The sequence below is a fragment of the Thauera butanivorans NBRC 103042 genome (genome assembly GCF_001591165.1).
GTDB lineage: Bacteria > Pseudomonadota > Gammaproteobacteria > Burkholderiales > Rhodocyclaceae > Thauera > Thauera butanivorans.
The window spans coordinates 1-20,942 of record NZ_BCUG01000074.1 but is presented as its reverse complement, the minus strand read 5'-3'; the positions used below and the strand labels follow the sequence as shown (position 1 = coordinate 20,942).

The following is a 20,942-nucleotide window of genomic DNA, read 5'->3' as shown; positions in this document are numbered from 1 at the left end:
AGGAACGAGACCGACCGCATCGGCAAGAACTGGTCGATCAAGGTCGGCAAGAACAAGACCGAGACCATCGCCATGGCCTGCATGCAGAACGTCGGCCTCGGGCGCATGGAGAACGTCGGCCTGGGCTACAGCCTGAACGTCGGCCTGATGATGAACACGCTGGTCGGGGTCAATCAGAGCGCGCAGATCGGCAAGAACAAAAGCACCACCGTCGGCACCCAGTACAGCCTGACCGTCGGCGCCGGGGGCGGTGGAGGCGGTGCTCCCGCCAGCGCGGGCGTGATGCATATCGTCGCCCCCAGCGGCGACGGTGCTGCAGGCGAGGGCGGCGGGGGCGGTTCCAACATCACCATGGATGCCGAATCCATCACCCTGAAGGTGGGCGCCTCCATCCTTGTCATGAAGGCCGACGGCACCGTCACGATCAACGGGAAAAACATCGACGTGGTCGGATCGGAACATGTGCAGGTCGAATCCAGCCGCATCGATCTCAATTAACGGCGAACGATCCGTATGAATCGCCCCCCCTACGTGCTGGAGTCCCCCGTACAGGCCGCGCCGCTGCCGGAAGTGCGCAACCACACGCACTTTCCCAGCCAGTACTTCCAGATGATGGACAGCGACGACAAAGTCTTCCACGTACTGGTCAGCCGCATCACCTACGATCTGAGCGAACTGGACGGAGAGGGCCGGCCCGGGCTTGCCCGCGAGCAGCAGGAACTGGTGCAGTCGGACATGTTCTACGGCCAAATCAACGCCAGCAGCATCATCCAGGAAAGCGACTTCGCAGCTTACAAGCCCCGCTGCGACGTGCTTTTCGCTCATGCCACCGCCTATGCGCCCGACGGCAAGCCCGCTCCGCGCTGGCCCATCGGCGTGCGGATCGGCGATTGGAGCAAGCTGATGGGCGTCTGCGGCCCGCGCGTCATCCGGCCCGGCGTGCTGGGCTGGAAGCTGGGCGATCCCGAACCGGCCATCCAGGTGCCGCTGCGCTACGAACTGGCGTTCGGCGGCACCTGCCAGTGGCCCGAAACCGTCATCGGCGACGAAGAGCCGCAAATCCATGCAAGCTATGCGCCGAACCCGATCGGCTGCGGCCTGCTGCACCCGCAATGGCTGAAGAAGGCCCGCCCGCAGGCGCTCGAGGCGCCGCAGATGGAAGTGCTCGACCAGCCTTTCGACGACGCTCGGCTGCAGCGCCAGGATTATCCGGCGGTCGGCCTTGGTGCCATCGGCCGCTGGTGGCAGCCGCGCGTGGCACTCGCCGGCACTTATGACCAGAACTGGAAGGAACATCGCTGGCCCCGCCTGCCGCAGGATTTCGACTGCGCCTACTGGAACTGCGCCCCGCGGGACCAGCAGATCGCCTACCCGCAAGGCGGCGAAGACATCGTGCTCGTCGGCCTGACCCCGGGCGGCGGACGCTTCCAGGCCCGCCTGCCCGACAGGCCTCCCCATGCGCTGGCGCGCCTGCATGCCGGTCCGATCCTGCCGAGGCACATGCCCCTGGACACCCTCGTCTTCGACATGCACCGCATGACGCTGAGCTGCGTTCACCGCATGCTCATCGCCGCCGATGCCGACGTGCGCGTGCTCGAAATCCGCCGCAGGGAGGCGTGAACAATGGCCGCCGAAGCCGCCGCCGCCAAGGACGCGGAGTTCATCCTGGTCTGCCTCCTGCCTGACGTATGCCTGACCCCGAACAGGAAAGGCAAGCCGGTGCCCTATCCCATCACCCATGACATGGGTGAAAGCAAGCAATGCTCGCCCAACGTGTTCTTCCGCGGCAAACCCGCCTACCTGCACGAAGAAAGCTACGTCGATAACGTCAAGGGCGACGAACCCGGCGGCGGCAAAGGTGTGGTCTCGCGCACGCACGTCAAGATCAGCCGCAGCGAGCAGTACAGCGACAATGTCTTCGTCAACGGCCGGCACCTGGTACGCACGGGCGACAAGGTCTGGATGAACCGGGCCGAACCGGGCGATGCCAGCGGCAGCGCCGCAGCTTCGGGCAAGAAAGCCCGCTGGGAATGCCGCCAGGGCCAGATCGCTGCCGCCAGGGACACACTGTCGGAGCTACCCGACGGTGCCGACAAGGATCGCCTGCAAGCGGCCGCCGACCGTTTCGAGCGCAACAATGTGGCGGTGGAGCATGCCAAGCTTTCAGATGTCATTTATGATCCCAATAAGCGCGCCGAGGGCTGGAATGACGTCAGCGATCAAGCGGAAAAACTGGAGCAATATGGTTTAAAGCCTGGTGATCTTGAGATAGAGGGCTCCAATTTTCGTGCTCGAGTGTATGAACCGGACCCGGCAGTGTTTGGCAATGACATGAAGCCGACGGTTGTCTTCAAGGGCACTCAGAATGGCGAGGACTGGAAGAACAATCTCGCCCAGGGGATCGACAGACACTCGGATTACTATAAGCAAGCTGTCACCATAGGGAAAAATATCAAAGAATCTGGTGCCGTAGTTGATATTACCGGCCACTCACTTGGTGGAGGGTTGACCGGCGCTGCATCTCAAGCCAGCGGCATGCCGGCCACGACCTTCAATGCTGCCGGTCTGCACGGCAATACGGTGGAACGTTATGGTGGCACGGTGCACCAGACGGACATTCAGGCTTATCGCATCGAAGGCGAAATCCTGACCGGCGTCCAGGAGCCGGGCTGGGGCGGAACCGCCGCAGCAGCCGGCGCCGGTTTCGCACTCGGCGGCATCAAAGGTGCGGCGATCGGCATGCTGGCACGCTGGGGGCTTTCGGCCCTGATGCCCGATGCAGTGGGTACGCCTCACGTATTGGAGGGCACAGGCCTGAACCCCATCGACCGCCACGGCATGGAGCAGGTCATCGCCGGCATCGAAGCCCAGAAATCCGAAGACCAGCAGACCATCGCCTCGGCAACCGGAAAGACATGCAAATGAAAAACACACACGCTTCAACACTCCTGCGCCCGGCATCGTGGCTGCGCAGAACCTGGTTGGCCTGGGGCGCGAGCACGCTGCTCACTGCCTGCCTACCCGCCATCGGTCAAGGAAACCGTTTCATGAGCAAGACATATCGCGCCGAAGAATTCTTCAAGGGTCATTACCTGCTGATGGCCCAAGCCATCGAGCGCAACGACATGGGCCAGTTGAAACAACTGGCCCAAGGCCAGGATCTCAGCCTCAAAGGCGAGAAGGATATGGACCTGATGTGGTTCGCCATCGCCCGCGAGAACTTCGATGCCATCCGCACATTAGTGGAGTTGGGCGTCAACCCTGACAATCAGATCGCACAAGGTATCGGCAACGCGTTGCAGTTTACTTTCATGAAGCACGACGACGTCCGTTATCTCAAAGCCATGCTCGACGGCGGTTTGTCGCCCAATCATATGCACCCAAGACAAAATTTGATGCTTCAGCGTGGAGTATTTGGCGGCCTGGAGCACGTCAAGCTGCTGCTGCAGCGCGGCACCCGTATCAATGACCGAGACAGCATTGGAGGAACTGCGTTACACACCGCAACAACAAGCGTAGAACCTGACATAGCAATTTATCTGATCAATCAGGGGGCCGACTTTAATACTCACAAGACAAACGGATCATCGGTGAGTTGGTCCGTATATCTATCCGTTCAAGACATGCGCCCCGGCAACCCCATCCATACCAAATTCCTGGAACTGCGTGATCTGCTGATCAGCAAAGGCGCCAAATGGCCGCCGGACTCCCCCATCGAAGTGCGCGACCAGATGCGTGCACGGGGCGAGAAACCTGCCGTCCCGCCCGGCCAGCCACGCTGAACGCCCCACAGAAGACATCCAGGCCCGGTAATCCGAAAAAACATGCGGATGAAACCCTTTCCCTTTCCGACACTGTGGCTGCGCAGAACCTGGCTGGCCTGGGGCGCGAGCACGCTGCTCACTGCCTGCCTACCCGCCATCGGTCAAGGAAACCGTTTCATGAGCAAGAAATATCGCGCCGAAGAATTCTTCAAGGGCCATTACCTGCTGATGGCCCAGGCCATCGAGCACAACGACATTGCCCGGCTGAAGCAACTGGCACAGGGGCAGGACCTTGGGCTCAAGGGCGACAAGGACATGGACCTGATGTGGTTCGCCATCCTGCAGGAAAACTTCGATGCCATCACGGCGCTGGTGGCGCTGGGCGTCAACCCGGACAAGCAGACGGCAAAAGGCATTGGCAGCGCGTTGGAGTTCACTTTTATGAAGCATGATGACACGCGCTATCTCAAAGCCATGCTCGACGGCGGTTTGTCACCCAATCATCGGCAGCCACGGCAAAAAATGATGCTCGAACGTGGGGTGTTTGGCGGTCTGGAGCACGTCAAATTGTTGCTGCAGCGCGGCACCCGTATCAATGACCGAAACAGCATCGGCGGAACAGCTTTGGATGAAGCTATCAGCATAAGAGCTCCCGATATTGCAATTTACCTAGTGCGACAAGGTGCGGATTTCAATACTCACTGGACCAATGGCGCCTCTACCACTTGGGGTGTTCATTTGGCCGTCAACGGCACGCGCCCCGGCAATCCTATCCATACCCAATTCCTGGAACTGCGCGACCTGCTGATCAGCAAGGGGGCCAAGTGGCCGCCGAACTCCCCCATCGAAGTGCGCGACCAGATGCGTGCGCGTGGCGAAAACCCGCCCGTCCCGCCCGGCCAGCCACGCTGAACGCCCCACAGAAGACATCCAGGCCCGGTAATCCGAAGACCGCCCAAGTATCCCATCTGCAACCGGAAAATTTCCGGACAAGGAAACACCTTTTTCCACGCGTTTTTTTAGACAGTGAGCACTGCATGATCCACCGCCTTTATCTCAAATATGCCGTCATTCATGCCTTCATGCTCCTGGCGACCCTGGGGGCGGTTGCTCATGCACAGTCCGCCGGTATCCTTCAGGAGCCGCCCGCCAGCATCCAGTTTTCCGGCCGGGGCTATCATCTGGCCTGGCAGTCGAACCCGATACCTGATTACGTCAAGTACGAGTATCTGCCCGAAGGGCAGCGCTTGCCCCGCTATCAAGACATGCTGTTGCTGGAATTGCTCACCAATGGCCTCACCGTGGCCGAAGTCGTGCGCAAACAACTGGACTTCCTGCGCCAGCGCGAGGGAAGCGATCCGGTGTTCCAGCACAGGATTCTGGCCAATGAGCGCACCGGCGAATTCCTGCTGGACTTCACCCTCAGCGCCGAGGACCCGGAGAACGGAAAGATCATCGAATGGAACGCCTACCGCTATATTCCGCATCGCGCTGCGGACGGCAAGCAAGGTGTGCTGCTCTACGGCTACAGCAGGCGATCCTACGGGGACGAGGAGGGGCTGGCGTTTCTGCATGACCTGAAGGAAAGAACGCCGCGGGACATCCAGGCACTGGGCTCGGCCAGCATTCCGGTGCCAGGTGATGGCAGCCGGCCTTCAGGCAGCACAGGTTCCGCGGAACGATAAGGCACACCGCCCAGAGAGCCGTCATGTCCGGAACCACCGTCTTTGCCCATGCTCCCGTCGCCCTGCCCAATGGCACTGCCGTCGCGATCGACGCGCTGGAAAGCGGCGTACTGCTGGAAACCTTCGATCCGCAAACTCCGCAAGCAACACTGCTGAGCGAGACCCTGAGCTACGAGCAGTATGCACAATTGCGGGCGGACAATCCCGGCATCGCCTATCCGGAGCTGAGCAAGCCCGATCCCGACAGCCAGGGCGGCGGTGGCGGCAAGGAGGCCGCGCAGCAGGGCCGCATCCATCCCAACGGCTATCCTCAGCCCGGCCCCGTCGCCAACACCAACGGCATCATCGTGCCCAAGACGGAAACGGCCGCTCAGGGGGCGGGGAGCAATCCCTCCGGCGGAGCCGAAACCGAAGCAGAACAAGGCTGGTGGAAGAGCTGGGGTTCGGGCGTCCTGCATGGCGCGCTGGACATTGCCGGGCTGCTGCCCGGCCTCGGCGAAATCGCCGACCTGGCCAACGCGGCCATCTATGCAGCCGAAGGCGATTACGCCAATGCGGGCATCAGCGCCGCGGCGGCCATCCCCTTTGCGGGCTGGGGCGCCACTGCGGCCAAGGCGGGCAAGCGCGTGGGGGATGCCGTAGACGCCTCGCGCACGGCCAAGGCGGGTGCGGAAGCCGGCGCCAAGGCCGGGCGCCAGGGCGCGGAGGCCGCAGGCAACGCCGCCGCCAAACGTGCCGACGGCACGCCCTCCGGTGGCGGCAGGGTGGACGGCAACGGCAATGCCAACCCCAACAACGGCAAGGCGGACAAGCCCTGCGCCTGCTGACCCGACCCAAGTACGAGGACGAACCATGAGTACCACGCCGCCCGGCGTTCAACTTGCGACCGGCGCCTGCGTGCTGCAAGGCGAGGACGAGCTCGACTTCATGCTCGACGGCAGCTTTGCGCTGCACTGGCAGCGCACCTACCTTTCGCACAACGCTACCTGCGGCCTGCTCGGCCAGGGCTGGACGGTGCCGCTGTCGTTTGCGCTGGAACGTGCCGCCGACCACCTGCTGTTCGTCGACCTGCAAGGCCGGCGCACACGGTTTCCGCTGCTGCAGGTGGGCGAGGAATTCTTCTCCCGCTACGAGCACACCACCCTGCGTCGCACCGGCAGCGACGCCTATGAGCTGGCCACGTCCGACGGACTGCGCCTGCTGTTCGCACCGCTGGCCGACGGCCAGGCCGTCCTGCCGCTGCAGGCCATGCTCGATGCCAACGACAACGGCGTGCATCTGCAATACGGTCCGCACGGCCTGCCGCTGGTACTGCAAGGCACGGACGGCTACCGGCTCGGCTTCGCCTACGACCTCGCCCTTGCCGCCACCGCCCGCCTGGTGGAAGTCCAGCGCCTGCATGGCGAACCCGACGCCAACGGCCGTTATCCCACCCATGCCCGGCAGTTGCTGGTGCACTACCGCTACAGCGCCGAGGGCAACCTGGCCGAGGTGCACGACGGGGCGGGCCGGTGCTGCCGCAGCTTCGAGTACGCCGGCCACATCCTCACCGGCCATCGCCAGCCCTCGGGGCTCACCGCCCGCTATGCCTGGTCGGCGCACCAGCCCCATGGGCAGGTCCTGTCAATGCAGCTGTCCTCCGGCCGCCGCTGGCAACTGCACTACGATGCCGCCGCGCGCAGCACCCGCGTCCTCGAACAGGCCGAAGGGCTCGCGCGCACCAGCACCCATTACTTCGATGCGGACCATCACCTCGTCGCCCTGGTCGATGCGCTGGGCGGCACCACGCGCATCGAACGCGATGAATTCGGCCACATCCTTGCCCACACCGACCCGCAAGGCGGCACCACCCGCTACACCTACGATGCGCGCGGCAACGTGCTCGGCATCACCGGGCCCGACGGTGCCACCGACACCCTGCAGTGGGATGCCCGGCTGCGCAAACCCACCGCCGTCACCGACGCGCTCGGGCACACCACCCGCCACGACTACGATGCACGCGGCAACCTGCTGCGCAGCACCGCCGCCGACGGCGGCCAGACAACATATGAACGGGACGCGCGCGGCCTGCCCGTGGCCATCGTCGATGCCCGTGGCGGGCGCAAGACGCTGGCCTGGGACGCGGCCGGCCGGCTGCTCGCCTACACCGACTGCTCCGGCCACACCACCCGCTACGCCTGGGACATGCACGGCAATCTCGTCGCCGTCACCGATGCGCTGGGCCAACGCACGGCCTACACCTACCGCTTCATCAACCGCCAGGCCCGCCTGAGCCGGCTCGACCTGCCCGACGGCAGTTGCGAGCGCTTCGCCTACGATGCCCAGGGGCGGCTGACCGCCCATCACGATGCCCTCGGCCACACCACCTTCTATCGGCTCGACAGCGATGGCCGTCCGCTGGCGCGCACCGATGCCCTGGGCCACCATCTGGACTACCGCTACGACGGCTTCGGCCGCCTGCTCACACTGCGCAACGAGAACGGCGCCCACTACCGCTTTGCCTGGGATGCGCTCGACCGCTTGAGCGCCGAACAAGGGTTCGATGGCCGGCGCATCGACTACCGCTACAGCGCTGCCGGCCACCTGCTGGAAGCGGCCGACGGCGTGCCGGTGGGCGCGCCGCTGCTCGGACGCGGCTGCGCCGGGGTGCTGCGCACCCACTATCGGCGCGATGCCGCCGGCCGCCTGCTGGAAAAGCGCGCCGTCAAGCCCGGCGCCCGCGCGCTGCGCACCCGCTACGCCTGGGATGCCGCCGGCCAGCTGGTCCTGGCGCGCAATGCCTTCGCTCGCGTGCAACTGGCCTACACCGCCACCGGCCAGATCGCCTGTGAGCAGACCCGCAGCCGCTTCGGTCCGCACACGCAACTGCTGCACCGCTACGACGCGCTGGGCCAGCGCATCGCCACCACCCTGCCCGACGGGCGCATCCTCAACACGCTCACCTATGGCTCGGGCCATGTGCACCAGATCAACCTCGACGGCGAGGTGCTGTGCGACTTCGAGCGCGACGCCCTGCACCGCGAGGTGTGGCGCAGCCAGGGCGCGCTGCACAGCCGCTACGCGCTCGACCCGCTCGGCCGCCTGCTCGCCAGCCAGGCCGGCACGGCCGAATCACCTGCCCCCGCAGGCGCGGCGCAGCCGCACAAGGCCGCCAGTGCCAGCACCGGCCAGCGCATCGCCCGCCGCTACCGCTACGATGCCGCCGGCCAGTTGCTCACGCTCGACGATGCCCGCCTGGGCCTGACCCGCTACCGCTACGACGCCCTTGGCCGCCTGCTCGCGGCCCGCACACCCACCCAGGAAGAGCGCTTCGCCTTCGATCCCGCCCACAACCTGATCGAACCCGGCGCCGATGCCCCGGCCACCACCGCAGCGCCCGCCCCCTGGGGCGACGAGGACTGGGCCGAGCACGTGCGTACGCACCTGCCCAATCCGCACTTCAACCCCCTGGGCACTGCGGATGACGGCCACGACCCCCGGCAATGGCCGGGCAGCCAGGGCAAGCGCCTTGCGGTCTGGCAGGAACACCGCTACGCCTACGATGCCTGGGGCAACTGCATCGAGAAAAAGAGCGGCAAACACCGGCGCCAAACTTTCCACTGGGATGCCGAGCACCAACTGGCTGCCGTGGGCATCGACGACGCGCGCCAGGAAGGGCCGCACTACTGGGCCTATGCCTACGACCCCTTCGGCCGGCGCATCGCCAAATGGCGGACGGCGCAAGCGCAGCACCACCGGCGCCCCGCGCCCGACGCGATCACCCACTTCACCTGGGACGGCAACCGCCTGCTGGCCGAGCAGCGCCCCGCGCGCCATCCGCGCATGCCGGCACAGGCACGGCACACCCTGTATCTCTACGAGCCCGACAGCTTCGTGCCGCTGGCCCAGGTCACCACCACCGGCCCCTGGCCAGAGGACGCACGAGACCTGCCCGACATCACCCAGGCCAGCCAGCGCCTGCAGCAGCAATACCCCGAAGCCTGGGCCGCCAACGTGCTGCCGCTGCAGCGGCGCATCGCGGCGCGACTCAAGCACGGCCTGCCTCAGGCACCGAAAAAACCGGCGCCCACCGCCCAGGTGCTGTACTACCACACCGACCACCTCGGCACCCCGCGCGAACTGACCGACACGGACGGCCACATCGTTTGGGAAGCCCATTACAAGGCCTGGGGCGGCACGCGGCACATCGAGTATCCACCGGTCCTGCACACGTCCGCCGACGGCAACACCGTGCGGCAGTACTGGATCGAACCGCTGCGCCATGAACGCCCGATGCAGAACCTGCGTTTCCAGGGGCAGTATTACGATGAGGAAACGGGGCTGCATTACAACCGCTTCCGGTACTATGATCCGGATATCGGGCGGTTTGTGAGTCAGGATCCGATTGGGCTGGCGGGCGGGGTCAATACCTATCAGTACGCGCCCAATCCGGTGACGTGGATTGATCCGTTAGGACTGAATAAGGGTTGTAAATGTGCAGCAGAGTCAAATGAGCGTGCTCCTTGGAAGGTAACTAAGGAAGGAACTGAGCGCGTTGTCCAGCATGATAGATTCGGAAAGATATTCAAAAGTGAATCTGACGGTCTTTGGTGGGCAAAAGACAATGCTGGACACGGAGGGTCAGAGTGGAAAGTTTTCCGAGAGACATCAAAAGGATTGGAATGGTATAGAGATGCTGACAAGTATGGTGATTTTATAGTCGGAAAACACAAGGGGGATACTGGGAAATTCATTCCATGGAAAGAGGTTAGAGGGGGTGGGTTCTGATGATAAATTCAGCAGAAGAGTTTGTTCGGCTTAGAAATAGCGAGCTTCCTGAGGATTATTTACGTTCAGCTAACGAAGAGGCGCCAATTCATGTTTGGTACGATATTTTATTAAGATTTCCAACTATGAGGGAGTGGGTTGTGCATAACCGTACAGTTCCTCTTGAAATTCTGGAGGTTCTTGCATGTGATAAAAATGCTTCAGTTCGAGCTGCTGTGGCTGAGAAAAGAAAATTGAGTGAAAGTTTATTTGAAGTATTGTCTTCGGACGAGTGTGAAGTGGTTCGACAAAGGATAGCCTATAATAAAAAGGCGCCCTTTGAAATTATTGAAAAACTTTCTTGCGATCCGTCTGAATTAGTTCGCAAAGCAGCCATCAAACGCCTCAAGAAACATGATTTTTAGGGAAATTCTGATCTATTCATGTTAGGTAAAATACTGAAGCCATAACTTCCCTCGCTACCATGAAGCAAACGACCTTCGCCTCGCTGGCCTTCGAGCGGAAGAAGAAACAGACGCACCGTGAGCGTTTTCTGGCCGAGATGGAGGCTGTGGTGCCATGGTCGGCGCTGCTGGCGGTGATCGAGCCGCACTACCCGAAATCTGGCCGCCGGGGTCGTCTGCCGATGAGGCTTTCGACGATGCTGCGGATCTACTTCATGCAGCAGTGGTACGCGCTGTCGGGCCCGGCGATGGAAGACGCCTTGTACGAGATCGAGTCGATGCGCTGTACTACCACACAGACCACCTCGGCACGCCGCGGGAACTGACCAACACGGACGGCCACATCGTCTGGGAGGCCCGCTACAAAGCCTGGGGCGGCACGCAACGCATCGAATATCCACCCGTCCTGCACACGTTCGCCGACGGCAACACCGTGCGGCAGTACTGGATCGAACCGCTGCGCCATGAACGCCCGGTGCAGAACCTGCGTTTCCAGGGGCAGTATTACGATGAGGAAACGGGGCTGCATTACAACCGCTTCCGGTACTATGATCCGGATATCGGGCGGTTCGTGAGCCAGGATCCGATTGGACTGGCGGGCGGGATCAATGCCTATCAGTACGCGCCGAATCCGGTGGCGTGGGTTGATCCATTCGGACTGACTGGAGAGCGTCCCCCAAATTTATCTCCATCTGGAGCCGGTAGACGTGGGGCATTCCGAGAAGCAAAACGGAACAGTGGGATCCCTGTTTGTGCTTGTCCGACTAGAGTAAAACCGAACCAAGATAGGCGCGGCAAACCAACTGAAGGGCGGCAATATGAATTTGATCAAAGAAGATCAGATGGAAGTGTCGAAACGAAGGTGATTCGCGACGATGCTGGTGGCCACGATTTTGGTCCGGGAAATCCTCAAAATAGAGGGCCGCATATAAATGATCCCGCCGGAGGGCACTATGACTACTAAGAGCAAGTTTGAAATTACTTTGGATGTTTTTTCAGAAAATCCATTTTATGTTTTAGAAAGAGACTTGGCGCTTTGCGAAGGAAAGCTCGGGGCGGCATTAAAACTCTATGATAGCCATCTTGATTTCCTGGACTTCGCTCATTACTATGCGCGCGCTTTTGATGAAATAATTTCAAGAATCAATCTTCATCAAAAAGATTTCAAGCCCTGGTTGTTGTTGAGTAGAAAAGTACCCTCTGACTCAAGAGTTGCGCGACACAAAAAATTATGGAAATCATTTTATCACTCAGGAGTGAATCTGCCAGAAGGCAAGAAATCCGATGAATATATTGTTGAAAGTAATGATAGCGTGTATTTCTATGGAGCAATTCTTATAGAGAATTTTGATTCCATGCAAATCGCAAATATCATAGGAAGAGGGGGGTATGGATGTGTAGCGATGACATCAAACAAAAAAAACGAAATTGATGAATTGTTGCGAATCGGCTGGAGCTATCCAGATCCTCAAAATTATGGATTCCCAAAAGAGATAGTTTTTTCGGCATATTATAATGAATTTTTCTTTCTTCGCCCCATCGGTTCTTTCGATGATAAAGAATGGGGTGCGGTAGCTTTAGCTCAATCGTCACTAATTCAGAAATGTTTTTCCTGAGCCTCCATTGGTATAGCTGAACTTCGCTAGCGGACCACTTCACCTGGGACGGCAACCGCCTGCTGGCCGAGCAGCGCCCCGCGCGCCATCCGCGCATGCCGGCACAGGCACGGCACACCCTGTATCTCTACGAGCCCGACAGCTTCGTGCCGCTGGCCCAGGTCACCACCACCGGCCCCTGGCCAGAGGACGCACGAGACCTGCCCGACATCACCCAGGCCAGCCAGCGCCTGCAGCAGCAATACCCCGAAGCCTGGGCCGCCAACGTGCTGCCGCTGCAGCGGCGCATCGCGGCGCGACTCAAGCACAGCCTGCCTCAGGCACCGAAAAAACCGGCGCCCACCGCCCAGGTGCTGTACTACCACACCGACCACCTCGGCACCCCGCGCGAACTGACCGACACGGACGGCCACATCGTTTGGGAAGCCCATTACAAGGCCTGGGGCGGCACGCGGCACATCGAGTATCCCCCCGTCCTGCACACGTCCGCCGACGGCAACACCGTGCGGCAGTACTGGATCGAACCGCTGCGCCATGAACGCCCGGTGCAGAACCTGCGTTTCCAGGGGCAGTATTACGATGAGGAAACGGGGCTGCATTACAACCGCTTCCGGTACTATGATCCGGATATCGGGCGGTTTGTGAGCCAGGATCCGATTGGACTGGCTGGGGGATATAACCTCTATCAATACGCGCCAAATCCAATCTCTTGGATTGATCCTCTAGGGTTGGAAAAAGGAACGAATCAAAAAGGACAAGTGACTAGCCGTGGAGGGTGGCGCAAAGCAACAGTTAATAATGTTTGGGATAAAGCAGAGCCTGGTCCAACAGGTGGGAAAGTATGTCCATCCTGCTCAACGGAAGTCCATGTCCAACCAGGAACTGGCAAACGTGACTGGGACATAGATCATCATCCAGATCCGTGGAGCAAAAGAGATTTTCCAGACGATGTAGATAGAAAAACCGTTCTCGACAACTATCAAAAAGGAGTTATATTAAAGTGCCCCTCATGCAATAGAAGTGAAGGAAGTAGAAAATGAACATATCCAATCATATAGAGAAATATTTTGGGAAAATATCCAGAGGATGGCATTTTACAGACGAGGAGAATTCTCCATATCAGATTGTAGAATGTCGTAATGGATTAATTCCAGATGTGGTCTCTTTTTGCACGCTTGGATTATGCAAATTTGATTTTATATCAAGAAAATCAAATAAAAAAATAAAACATGAGATAATTCTTAGTTTTGATAAGGATCATATTCCAAAAAATGCGGTAGCAATTGTAAAGCAAATGGCTGAAGAGGCCGTATGTAGCAAAAATGCATATATGGAGAATCAGATAGTAAAAAGACCTGGTTTCTTATTTGAAGAAACTTTTTTTTCTGGATTAATAATAAAGCCTCCTGTTTTCTTTGGAGAGGGTTCCTTTGTATATAAAGGGGAGGATACAGGAAATGTTTCATGTATTTTTGCTTGGCTAATCCCTTTGTTTGAATCAGAAATAGAGTTCATAAAGCTGCATGGGGTCGATGAGTTTGAGAATATTTTAGAGGAATCAAAAATTGATCTTTTTCTAACGACTAGAAAAAGTGTGGTTCCTTATATCAAATAAACTAGCCTTCAGCTTCTGGCGGGCGAGCGGGTTGAGTCAGCAGGCGTACTGCGCCAGCGAAGGATTGAGAGTGAGCGCCTTTGGCTGTTGGGTTTCGAAGGCGAACCGGGCTTCATCTGTGGCTTGGCCCGAGCCGCTCACGCTGGTGGCGAGCTGGGCGTCCTGACTCAAGGACGAGGGGCGGAACCCTCTGGGTCAAGATAGTAGTTGTTGCCCCGATAGAATCTGACTCCCAGGGGCGATAGCGGAAGTGGGCGCATCGAACACTTACACTTCACCTGGGACGGCAACCGCCTGCTGGCCGAGCAGCGCCCCGCGCGCCATCCGCGCATGCCGGCACAGGCACGGCACACCCTGTATCTCTACGAGCCCGACAGCTTCGTGCCGCTGGCCCAGGTCACCACCACCGGCCCCTGGCCAGAGGACGCACGAGACCTGCCCGACATCACCCAGGCCAGCCAGCGCCTGCAGCAGCAATACCCCGAAGCCTGGGCCGCCAACGTGCTGCCGCTGCAGCGGCGCATCGCGGCGCGACTCAAGCACAGCCTGCCTCAGGCACCGAAAAAACCGGCGCCCACCGCCCAGGTGCTGTACTACCACACCGACCACCTCGGCACCCCGCGCGAACTGACCGACACGGACGGCCACATCGTTTGGGAAGCCCATTACAAGGCCTGGGGCGGCACGCGGCACATCGAGTATCCACCGGTCCTGCACACGTCCGCCGACGGCAACACCGTGCGGCAGTACTGGATCGAACCGCTGCGCCATGAACGCCCGATGCAGAACCTGCGTTTCCAGGGGCAGTATTACGATGAGGAAACGGGGCTGCATTACAACCGCTTCCGGTACTATGATCCGGACATTGGGCGGTTCGTGAGCCAGGACCCGATTGGACTGGCGGGCGGGATCAATACTTATCAGTACGCGCCGAACCCGGTGACGTGGATCGATCCGCTGGGACTGAATGACTACAAAGGGACTTCCCACATCCGCCGTTGGCCTGTTCGGCCCGGCATCGAAGTGCCAAGATTGAATTGCAGAAGTTCAATCTGAGTCGGTGAAAGGGGAAGTCCAAATGAATGCTACGACGATCGGGGTGGATCTGGCAAAGAACGTGTTTGTGGCCTGCGTGGCTGATGGTGCGGGGCGCGTGGTCGAGACGCGCGAGTTCAACCGCGCCGGCTTCCTGGCCTGGCTGGCAACCTTGCCGCAGGGCACTGTGGTGGCGATGGAAGCGTGCGGCGGGGCGCATTGCTGGGGACGCACGATGGCCGCCCTGGGGCTGGAGCCGCGCCTGATGGCGGCCGAGTTCGTGCGGGCTTATCGCAAACGCCAGGCGGTCAAGAACGACCGCGCCGACGCAGCAGCGATCGTGGCCGCGCTGCACGCGCCAGGCATGCGCTTCATTCCGGTCAAGACCGAAGCCCAGCAGCAGCGGCTGGCCTGGCACAGCCTGCGCCTGGGTTGGATCGAGGAGCGGACCGCATTGCTGAACCGGATTCGCGGACTGTTGGCCGAGTTCGGCATGGTGGTCGAAACGGGTGCGACCCGTTTGCGGCGCTGGCTCGCCGAGCACGAATTCGACACCGCACAACCCGCCCCGATTCGCCTCCTGATCCAGAACGTGCGTGACCAACTGGACGCGCTCGACCTTCGGATCGCCGAGTGCGACCGGCAGATTGCCGCCCAGCACGCCAACGATGCGGCTGCCCGCCGTGCGCGTGAGCTGCCCGGTGTTGGCCTGCTCACCGCCGATGCGGTGAGCGCCAGCGTGGGTGACGCCACCCAGTTCCACAACGGCCGCCAGTTCGCCGCCTGGCTGGGGCTCACACCGAGCCAGTATTCCAGCGGCGGCAAGCCGAAGCTCGGGCGCATCACCCGACGCGGTGACGATTATCTGCGAACCTTGCTGGTGCAAGGCGCAAGGAGCGTGCTCGCGGCCACCTTGCGCAAGGCCCGTACCGCGCCTGACACGCTCACCCGGCTGCAGCAGTGGATCGTGAGCCTGAACGCTCGAGTGGGCTACCACAAGACGCTGGTGGCGATCGCCAACAAGCACGCGCGTCAGTTGTGGGCGGTGCTGGCCAAGGGCGAAGCGTACAACCCCGAGGCGTGGCGCCAGTGGGGTGAAGTGGCCGAGCAAGCGGCGGCCTGACGGAATCACCAGGAATCGATACGGAAAATGACTGCGCACGAGCGATAGGCAAAACAGGTCAGACCGACCGGCTGAGAGCCTGGCTAACCTGATGGCCGACCATGAAGGGTGTCGCGGCTGATCCCCGCGCCCCGGCCGCGCCGATGAATGATTGAGGCCAGCCGGAGCGGTTAGTCGCATGGCCCCGGCACGTGCGTGCCGAACAAGGCCGATTGGGGAAAGGCAGTCTGTTCTGTCCTTGTCCATCGCGATGTCGGCAGTCCAGAAGCGGTCACGCCCAGGCGTGATCAGCAGGAGAAGAAGATGCGTGCATGATCAACGGCTGCTGTCTGCAGAAAACAGTTGACGGGAAGTCCCTTGGGAAGGGTTGTAAATGTGCTACAGATGGAGTGCCTGAGCGCGGATATCACGAGGAGGTTTATGCAAATAAACCAGTTAAACCTCAAGATGCGACTGACAGGTGGGATGAATTTTTAGGCCCAGGGCCTCACAGCAATAGACACCCCCGTACAGGTGAAATAGACTCAGATCGAATAGTTTCATCTGACGGGAAGCGTAGTATTCGCTATGGCTCCCATGAAATGAACAGCAGTCCAACAAAGCATCATTATCATGAAGAAACATGGACCTATAACCCTACAAATAACACAATGAACGTGGATAATACAGTTGTCCGTGTTCCTTTGTCGAATAATTAGTCATGAGAATAAAGGTAGAAAAAATAATTAAGAGCAATAAAAATAATAAAATTCAATTTTCATCCATTTATGGCGGATCATCTGCATTATGGGTAGGTAAAACACCTGTTGTTGGAGAGATTTATGACGTTGAGCTTGAAATAGATGATGATCTTGTTTGGGGGGTAAACATATATACGACAACAAAGGCTAGTTCTTCGATAGCGCTCGAAGAAGGCGTATTTGTAGTTATTGGCACTGCTATAAAGCTTGAAGAAGATGGTTGTCTTTCAATGGCTGTTGGTGACAGTGTTGTTCTGCTAGATGTAAAAAATGCTCCAAAGCATATCTCTGGACCAGTTGAGTGTCGTGCTTCGGATGTGAAGGTATACTCTACAAACGTGTAATGTGTCCGGATCAAGTATTCTCCTGACACCGGCTCCGAGCCGTATCAGCACATGTAATGAAATAATAGAAAAGTCCGACGCTCACTGCGGTGCTGTGCTGCCACACCGACTATCTCGGCACGCTGCGCATCGAGTATCCATTCGTCCTGTACGCGTTCGCCGACGGTAACACCGCAAGGCAGTACTGGATCGAACCGCTGTGCCATGCACCCGGTGCAGAACCTGCGTTTCCAGGGGCAGTATTACGATGAGGAAACGGGGCTGCATTACAACCGCTTCCGGTACTATGATCCGGACATTGGGCGGTTTGTCAGTCAGGACCCGATTGGGCTGGCGGGCGGGATCAATACTTATCAATACGCGCCGAATCCCATAAGCTGGATCGATCCATTTGGGTTAACGAAAACCTCTCCATGGATTCCAGGAAAAACCCCTAAAGATGCTCAGAGAGCTGTTCGAAGAGGGCAAGCCCCACGTGATATAACACGCGTAGATGCACCAGAAGAATCCGTCCCCAATAGCCAATGGCATGCGCATTGCAAGTGTGGAGCGGCAGTTAATCAAGATGGTAGCCTACACGATGCAGCCAAAGCAAAGGGAAAGGCGTCACAGACCTTTTCAAAAAGAAAACACTTGAGTGGTTAAAAGATCATGGATGGAATGCAGGAAGCTAAAGGCGGTTACATGAGATTAGACAAAATTCTTACGAAGGGAATGATAACCGAGGATTGTTTAAATCTAAGTTATCTTTCCTCAAAATTTGATTCTTATGAAGAGATTCCATTAATTGACAGGTGTTCAAAAATAAAGAAATGGAAGTTTTTGTATGAAGAAGAGTCGATTCTGCCAATATGGATAAATATTTCTTATCTGATAATAAAAATGGCATTATCTCAGAGGGGGAATGATAATAGTATTATTTTAAGTTTTCCGATAATGGATGAAAAGCCCGGAGATTTAATTATCCCTCATATATTCGTCACATCAAAAGAAGAGATATATAAGAGAATAGGGTGCAATAAAAAAACATCAGATAAGTTTAGCCAAATCATAACCAGTGCGATAAAAAAATCCCAAGCTCCTACTCATTGCAAGATACTAAAAAGTCAGTTTTTTGATAAGCATTCAGAAACTACCATTAGAAGGTATTTTTGTCTGAGCACTTTGCATGTCAAGGGAAAGTGAGGAATGCGGAGAAATATTTAAGAGGAAAAGGGTTTGATGTAAAGTGAAAAATTTTAAAATATTTGGTACGGCCGTGGAGAGTGAAAAGTCGGTGCGACTTGATGAAATATCAATTATTTCAGACTCCAAAACCCTGGCAGAGATTGGAGTTTTTTTTATAAAAGCAGCATCCCTGATGGAGGAGAATGAAATTGATCACGTGCATCTACAAGACAAAATAAACGGCTTTGATTACGGAAGGCATGTTGATATTGTCCTATTAAACAAGGAAATAATAAAAATAAAAAAAATAGAGCATAGCTGATTGCGCAGTGAGAAATTAGCCGGTGCATCGCCCGCCGCTACCGCTACGACGCCCTGGGCCGCCTGCTCGCGGCCCGCACACCCACCCAGGAAGAGCGCTTCGCCTTCGATCCCGCCCACAACCTGATCGAACCCGGCGCCGATGCCCCGGCCACCGCCGCAGCGCCCGCCTCCTGGGGCGACGAGGACTGGGCCGAGCACGTGCGTACGCACCGGCCCGATCCGCGCTCCGATCCCCTGGGCGCTGCGGACGACGACCACGACCCGAGCCTGTGGCCCGCCGGCGAGGGCAAGCGCCTTGCCGTCTGGCAGGAACACCGCTACGCCTACGACGCCTGGGGCAACTGCATCGAGAAAAAGAGCGGCAAACACCGGCGCCAGACTTTCGACTGGGATGCCGAGCACCAACTGGCTGCCGTGGGCATCGACGACGCGCGCCAGGAAAGGCCGCACTACTGGGCCTATGCCTACGACCCTTTCGGCCGGCGCATCGCCAAATGGCGGACAGCCGAAGCGCAGCGCCACCGGTGCCCCGCGCCCGACGCGCTCACCCACTTCACCTGGGACGGCAACCGTCTGCTGGCCGAGCAGCGCCCCACGCGCCGTCCGCGCATGCCGGCACAGGCACGGCACACCCTGTATCTCTACGAGTCCGACAGCTTCGTGCCGCTGGCCCAGGTCACCACCACCGGCCCCTGGCCAGAGGACGCACGAGACCTGCCCGACATCACCCAGGCCAGCCAGAGCCTGCAGCAGCAATACCCCGAAGCCTGGGCCGCCAACGTGCTGCCGCTGCAGCGGCGCATCGCGGCGCGACTCAAGCACACCCTGCATCGTAATCCCGCGCCCCGAAGCGCGTCAGCCCCGTGTCCGGGTCGTACAGCCCGCCCGCGAAGCCGAAGGGCTGGAAACCGGGTGCGCTGTCGTGGAGGACCTTGCCCCAGGCATCGTAGTCCAGCCACTGCACCACCGTTTTCGTCTCCGTATCGATCACCAGCCGAACGCTGCCGAGATGGTCGCTGACGATGCGGTAGAGCGTGCCGCCGCGGAGCATCGCGCTGGGGGCGTTGCCCTTGTCCGCATACAGGAACACGCTGCGGATGCCGCCTTCCGGCTTCAGTTCGGCCACCGGGCGCAGGTCGTCCTGATAGAGCAGGCCGTATTGCAGCACCCCGTTCTTCTTTTTGCCGATGCGCCGGCTTGCCGGGTCGATCAGGTAGTCGATGCGCGTGCCGTCCGGCTGCTGCACGCTGCGCAGGTTGCCCAGGCTGTCGTAGTCGTAGGTGCTGACCTGGCCCCCGGCGCTGCGACGGGCCCTGAGGTCGCCCGCTTCATGAAATCACTCTCTTGTACCGGAAACTCTTACTTCGCATTCTGCTGTATTTCGCTAATTTTCCAAGAGAAGAAGTAAATCATAGATATTTTTCATCCAACACTCTCCCCATAAAAATCAAGCGCCAAATCAATTTTTAGGCGACCTAATTTTTCAAATAAGCCATAACTCAGACTATCGCCACTATTCCCACTTGAATACCATCCAATAAAAAACTCTACACGCCCCCCACCCTCTCTAATACGAGAAAAAAATCCTTTTGAGAAGAAAGATCGTCAACTATTCTATCCAGCATTTCATGCAATTCCTCATCCTTTTGTCGAAGAATTGGAAATGCACAATAGTTAATTTCATAAACCCCCTCAAGCGGCAGGCCTTTTGGCGTTTTCCTTCGATCACCCATCAGATTCTTCCATCTCGGCTTTAAGCCAATCTCTGCAACCATCTCGTCTGGCGAAAAATTCTGACTGAATAGTCTCAAAGAAACATCAAAACAAAATGAGCTCACGCCCCCTCCTCATGGCAGATAATCATGATAAGGCCCATTATTTACAGCATTACCATCACCATCCCCCGTAATAACATCTCCATTTGGCGAAATACCTGTCCAATCCTGCGGCCCCGCACCAACACCTGCTTTAATCCCGGAAAATCCATTTTATGTTTTAAAAAGAGACTTGGCGCTTTGCGAAGGAAATCTCGGGGCAGCATTAAAACTCTATGATAGCCATCTTGATTCCATGGATTTTGTTCATTACTATGCGCGCGCTTTTGATGAAATAATTTCAAGAATAAATCTTCATCAAAAAGATTTCAAGCCCTGGTTGTTGTTGAGTAGAAAGGTGCCCTCTGACTCAAGAGTTGCGCGACACAAAAAATTATGGAAATGATTTTATCATTCAGGATTGAATCTGCCAGAAGGGAAGAAGTCAGATGAATATACTGTTGAAAGTAATGATGGCGTTTATTTCTATGGAGCAATTCTTCTA

21 protein-coding genes and 2 pseudogenes are annotated in these 20,942 nt (G+C 58.3%); 20 read left to right on the top strand and 3 right to left on the bottom strand.

Annotated elements, in window-relative coordinates; translation table 11 throughout:
* The 20 genes and pseudogenes from TBU01S_RS20865 to TBU01S_RS24145 all read left to right on the top strand — a co-directional run.
* Positions 1 to 498, top strand: a 498-nt coding sequence (locus TBU01S_RS20865) for a hypothetical protein (RefSeq protein WP_217999671.1), incomplete at its 5' end; no start/stop codon positions are given.
* Positions 499 to 513: 15 nt separating this feature from the next.
* On the top strand, positions 514 to 1,620 hold the full coding sequence (locus tag TBU01S_RS20860) for a DUF2169 family type VI secretion system accessory protein (protein WP_068639423.1): 1,107 nt from the start codon (positions 514 to 516) through the stop codon (positions 1,618 to 1,620).
* Between the two features lie 3 nt (positions 1,621 to 1,623).
* A complete protein-coding gene (locus TBU01S_RS20855; protein ID WP_068639422.1) occupies positions 1,624 to 2,925 on the top strand; it encodes a Tle-like phospholipase domain-containing protein in 1,302 nt (433 codons plus the stop codon).
* Complete coding sequence (locus TBU01S_RS20850; RefSeq protein WP_157659236.1) at positions 2,922 to 3,782, top strand: ankyrin repeat domain-containing protein; 861 nt, start codon at positions 2,922 to 2,924, stop codon at positions 3,780 to 3,782. The genes TBU01S_RS20855 and TBU01S_RS20850 overlap by 4 nt, the downstream gene beginning before the upstream one ends.
* 159 nt (positions 3,783 to 3,941) lie before the next feature.
* The gene (locus TBU01S_RS20845; RefSeq protein WP_068639420.1) at positions 3,942 to 4,676 is read left to right on the top strand and encodes an ankyrin repeat domain-containing protein; all 735 of its coding nucleotides are present in this window, start codon (positions 3,942 to 3,944) and stop codon (positions 4,674 to 4,676) included.
* Between the two features lie 125 nt (positions 4,677 to 4,801).
* The gene (locus TBU01S_RS20840) at positions 4,802 to 5,449 is read left to right on the top strand and encodes an HI_0983 family protein (protein WP_068639419.1); all 648 of its coding nucleotides are present in this window, start codon (positions 4,802 to 4,804) and stop codon (positions 5,447 to 5,449) included.
* A gap of 23 nt (positions 5,450 to 5,472) precedes the next feature.
* On the top strand, positions 5,473 to 6,276 hold the full coding sequence (locus tag TBU01S_RS20835) for a hypothetical protein (RefSeq protein ID WP_068639418.1): 804 nt from the start codon (positions 5,473 to 5,475) through the stop codon (positions 6,274 to 6,276).
* 25 nt (positions 6,277 to 6,301) lie between these two features.
* A complete protein-coding gene (locus TBU01S_RS20830; protein WP_068639417.1) occupies positions 6,302 to 10,216 on the top strand; it encodes an RHS repeat-associated core domain-containing protein in 3,915 nt (1,304 codons plus the stop codon).
* Positions 10,216 to 10,620: a hypothetical protein gene (locus TBU01S_RS23385; RefSeq protein ID WP_083953767.1), complete on the top strand. Its 405-nt coding sequence runs from the start codon at positions 10,216 to 10,218 to the stop codon at positions 10,618 to 10,620. The genes TBU01S_RS20830 and TBU01S_RS23385 overlap by 1 nt, the downstream gene beginning before the upstream one ends.
* A gap of 59 nt (positions 10,621 to 10,679) precedes the next feature.
* Positions 10,680 to 10,943: pseudogene (locus tag TBU01S_RS20825) on the top strand (transposase); the annotation flags it as partial.
* Positions 10,883 to 11,623: an RHS repeat-associated core domain-containing protein gene (locus tag TBU01S_RS23380; RefSeq protein WP_083953766.1), complete on the top strand. Its 741-nt coding sequence runs from the start codon at positions 10,883 to 10,885 to the stop codon at positions 11,621 to 11,623. The pseudogene TBU01S_RS20825 and the gene TBU01S_RS23380, both read left to right, overlap by 61 nt.
* Positions 11,613 to 12,275: a hypothetical protein gene (locus TBU01S_RS24155; protein ID WP_157659235.1), complete on the top strand. Its 663-nt coding sequence runs from the start codon at positions 11,613 to 11,615 to the stop codon at positions 12,273 to 12,275. The genes TBU01S_RS23380 and TBU01S_RS24155 overlap by 11 nt, the downstream gene beginning before the upstream one ends.
* Positions 12,276 to 12,370: 95 nt before the next feature.
* Positions 12,371 to 13,315, top strand: a complete 945-nt coding sequence (locus TBU01S_RS25030) for an RHS repeat-associated core domain-containing protein (protein ID WP_083953765.1) — start codon at positions 12,371 to 12,373, stop codon at positions 13,313 to 13,315.
* Positions 13,312 to 13,890, top strand: coding sequence for a suppressor of fused domain protein (locus TBU01S_RS23370; RefSeq protein WP_083953764.1), 579 nt, complete (start codon positions 13,312 to 13,314; stop codon positions 13,888 to 13,890). Before TBU01S_RS25030 ends, TBU01S_RS23370 begins: the two co-directional genes overlap by 4 nt.
* Positions 13,868 to 14,056: an IS66 family insertion sequence element accessory protein TnpA gene (gene tnpA / locus TBU01S_RS25255; RefSeq protein WP_439654562.1), complete on the top strand. Its 189-nt coding sequence runs from the start codon at positions 13,868 to 13,870 to the stop codon at positions 14,054 to 14,056. The genes TBU01S_RS23370 and tnpA overlap by 23 nt, the downstream gene beginning before the upstream one ends.
* Positions 14,057 to 14,220: 164 nt before the next feature.
* Positions 14,221 to 14,946: an RHS repeat-associated core domain-containing protein gene (locus TBU01S_RS25025; RefSeq protein ID WP_068639415.1), complete on the top strand. Its 726-nt coding sequence runs from the start codon at positions 14,221 to 14,223 to the stop codon at positions 14,944 to 14,946.
* Between the two features lie 22 nt (positions 14,947 to 14,968).
* Positions 14,969 to 16,048 carry an IS110 family RNA-guided transposase gene (locus TBU01S_RS20810; protein WP_068639414.1) on the top strand — a complete coding sequence of 360 codons (1,080 nt, stop codon included), beginning with the start codon at positions 14,969 to 14,971 and terminating at the stop codon, positions 16,046 to 16,048.
* A gap of 700 nt (positions 16,049 to 16,748) precedes the next feature.
* Positions 16,749 to 17,132 (top strand): hypothetical protein, encoded by a 384-nt coding sequence (locus tag TBU01S_RS24150; RefSeq protein ID WP_157659234.1) that lies wholly within the window; start codon positions 16,749 to 16,751, stop codon positions 17,130 to 17,132.
* A 204-nt stretch (positions 17,133 to 17,336) separates the two neighbouring features.
* Complete coding sequence (locus TBU01S_RS24600) at positions 17,337 to 17,777, top strand: RHS repeat-associated core domain-containing protein (RefSeq protein WP_083953763.1); 441 nt, start codon at positions 17,337 to 17,339, stop codon at positions 17,775 to 17,777.
* 6 nt (positions 17,778 to 17,783) lie between these two features.
* Positions 17,784 to 18,317, top strand: a complete 534-nt coding sequence (locus TBU01S_RS24145) for a hypothetical protein (RefSeq protein ID WP_157659233.1) — start codon at positions 17,784 to 17,786, stop codon at positions 18,315 to 18,317.
* A 231-nt stretch (positions 18,318 to 18,548) separates the two neighbouring features.
* Here TBU01S_RS24145 and TBU01S_RS20805 read toward each other — a convergent pair whose 3' ends face one another.
* From TBU01S_RS20805 to TBU01S_RS23355, 3 genes and pseudogenes are all read right to left on the bottom strand, one after another.
* Positions 18,549 to 19,445 (bottom strand): hypothetical protein, encoded by an 897-nt coding sequence (locus TBU01S_RS20805; RefSeq protein WP_157659232.1) that lies wholly within the window; start codon positions 19,443 to 19,445, stop codon positions 18,549 to 18,551.
* Positions 19,438 to 19,899, bottom strand: a pseudogene (locus tag TBU01S_RS20800) (RHS repeat domain-containing protein); the annotation flags it as partial. The pseudogene TBU01S_RS20800 and the gene TBU01S_RS20805, both read right to left, overlap by 8 nt.
* A 271-nt stretch (positions 19,900 to 20,170) precedes the next feature.
* Entirely contained in the window at positions 20,171 to 20,461 is a 291-nt protein-coding gene (locus TBU01S_RS23355; RefSeq protein ID WP_157659231.1) for a DUF4279 domain-containing protein, read from the bottom strand.
* Between the last annotated feature and the right edge of the window lie 481 nt (positions 20,462 to 20,942).

What these genes read in the sequence shown, in the direction of transcription:
- TBU01S_RS20860 (WP_068639423.1), top strand. Translation starts at nt 514, where the DNA reads ATGAATCGCCCCCCCTACGTGCTGGAGTCCCCCGTACAGGCCGCGCCG.
- TBU01S_RS20855 (WP_068639422.1), top strand. Translation starts at nt 1,624, where the DNA reads ATGGCCGCCGAAGCCGCCGCCGCCAAGGACGCGGAGTTCATCCTGGTC.
- TBU01S_RS20850 (WP_157659236.1), top strand. Translation starts at nt 2,922, where the DNA reads ATGAAAAACACACACGCTTCAACACTCCTGCGCCCGGCATCGTGGCTG.
- TBU01S_RS20845 (WP_068639420.1), top strand. Translation starts at nt 3,942, where the DNA reads ATGAGCAAGAAATATCGCGCCGAAGAATTCTTCAAGGGCCATTACCTG.
- TBU01S_RS20840 (WP_068639419.1), top strand. Translation starts at nt 4,802, where the DNA reads ATGATCCACCGCCTTTATCTCAAATATGCCGTCATTCATGCCTTCATG.
- TBU01S_RS20835 (WP_068639418.1), top strand. Translation starts at nt 5,473, where the DNA reads ATGTCCGGAACCACCGTCTTTGCCCATGCTCCCGTCGCCCTGCCCAAT.
- TBU01S_RS20830 (WP_068639417.1), top strand. Translation starts at nt 6,302, where the DNA reads ATGAGTACCACGCCGCCCGGCGTTCAACTTGCGACCGGCGCCTGCGTG.
- TBU01S_RS23385 (WP_083953767.1), top strand. Translation starts at nt 10,216, where the DNA reads ATGATAAATTCAGCAGAAGAGTTTGTTCGGCTTAGAAATAGCGAGCTT.
- TBU01S_RS24155 (WP_157659235.1), top strand. Translation starts at nt 11,613, where the DNA reads ATGACTACTAAGAGCAAGTTTGAAATTACTTTGGATGTTTTTTCAGAA.
- TBU01S_RS25030 (WP_083953765.1), top strand. Translation starts at nt 12,371, where the DNA reads ATGCCGGCACAGGCACGGCACACCCTGTATCTCTACGAGCCCGACAGC.
- TBU01S_RS23370 (WP_083953764.1), top strand. Translation starts at nt 13,312, where the DNA reads ATGAACATATCCAATCATATAGAGAAATATTTTGGGAAAATATCCAGA.
- TBU01S_RS25025 (WP_068639415.1), top strand. Translation starts at nt 14,221, where the DNA reads ATGCCGGCACAGGCACGGCACACCCTGTATCTCTACGAGCCCGACAGC.
- TBU01S_RS20810 (WP_068639414.1), top strand. Translation starts at nt 14,969, where the DNA reads ATGAATGCTACGACGATCGGGGTGGATCTGGCAAAGAACGTGTTTGTG.
- TBU01S_RS24150 (WP_157659234.1), top strand. Translation starts at nt 16,749, where the DNA reads ATGAGAATAAAGGTAGAAAAAATAATTAAGAGCAATAAAAATAATAAA.
- TBU01S_RS24600 (WP_083953763.1), top strand. Translation starts at nt 17,337, where the DNA reads ATGCACCCGGTGCAGAACCTGCGTTTCCAGGGGCAGTATTACGATGAG.
- TBU01S_RS24145 (WP_157659233.1), top strand. Translation starts at nt 17,784, where the DNA reads ATGGATGGAATGCAGGAAGCTAAAGGCGGTTACATGAGATTAGACAAA.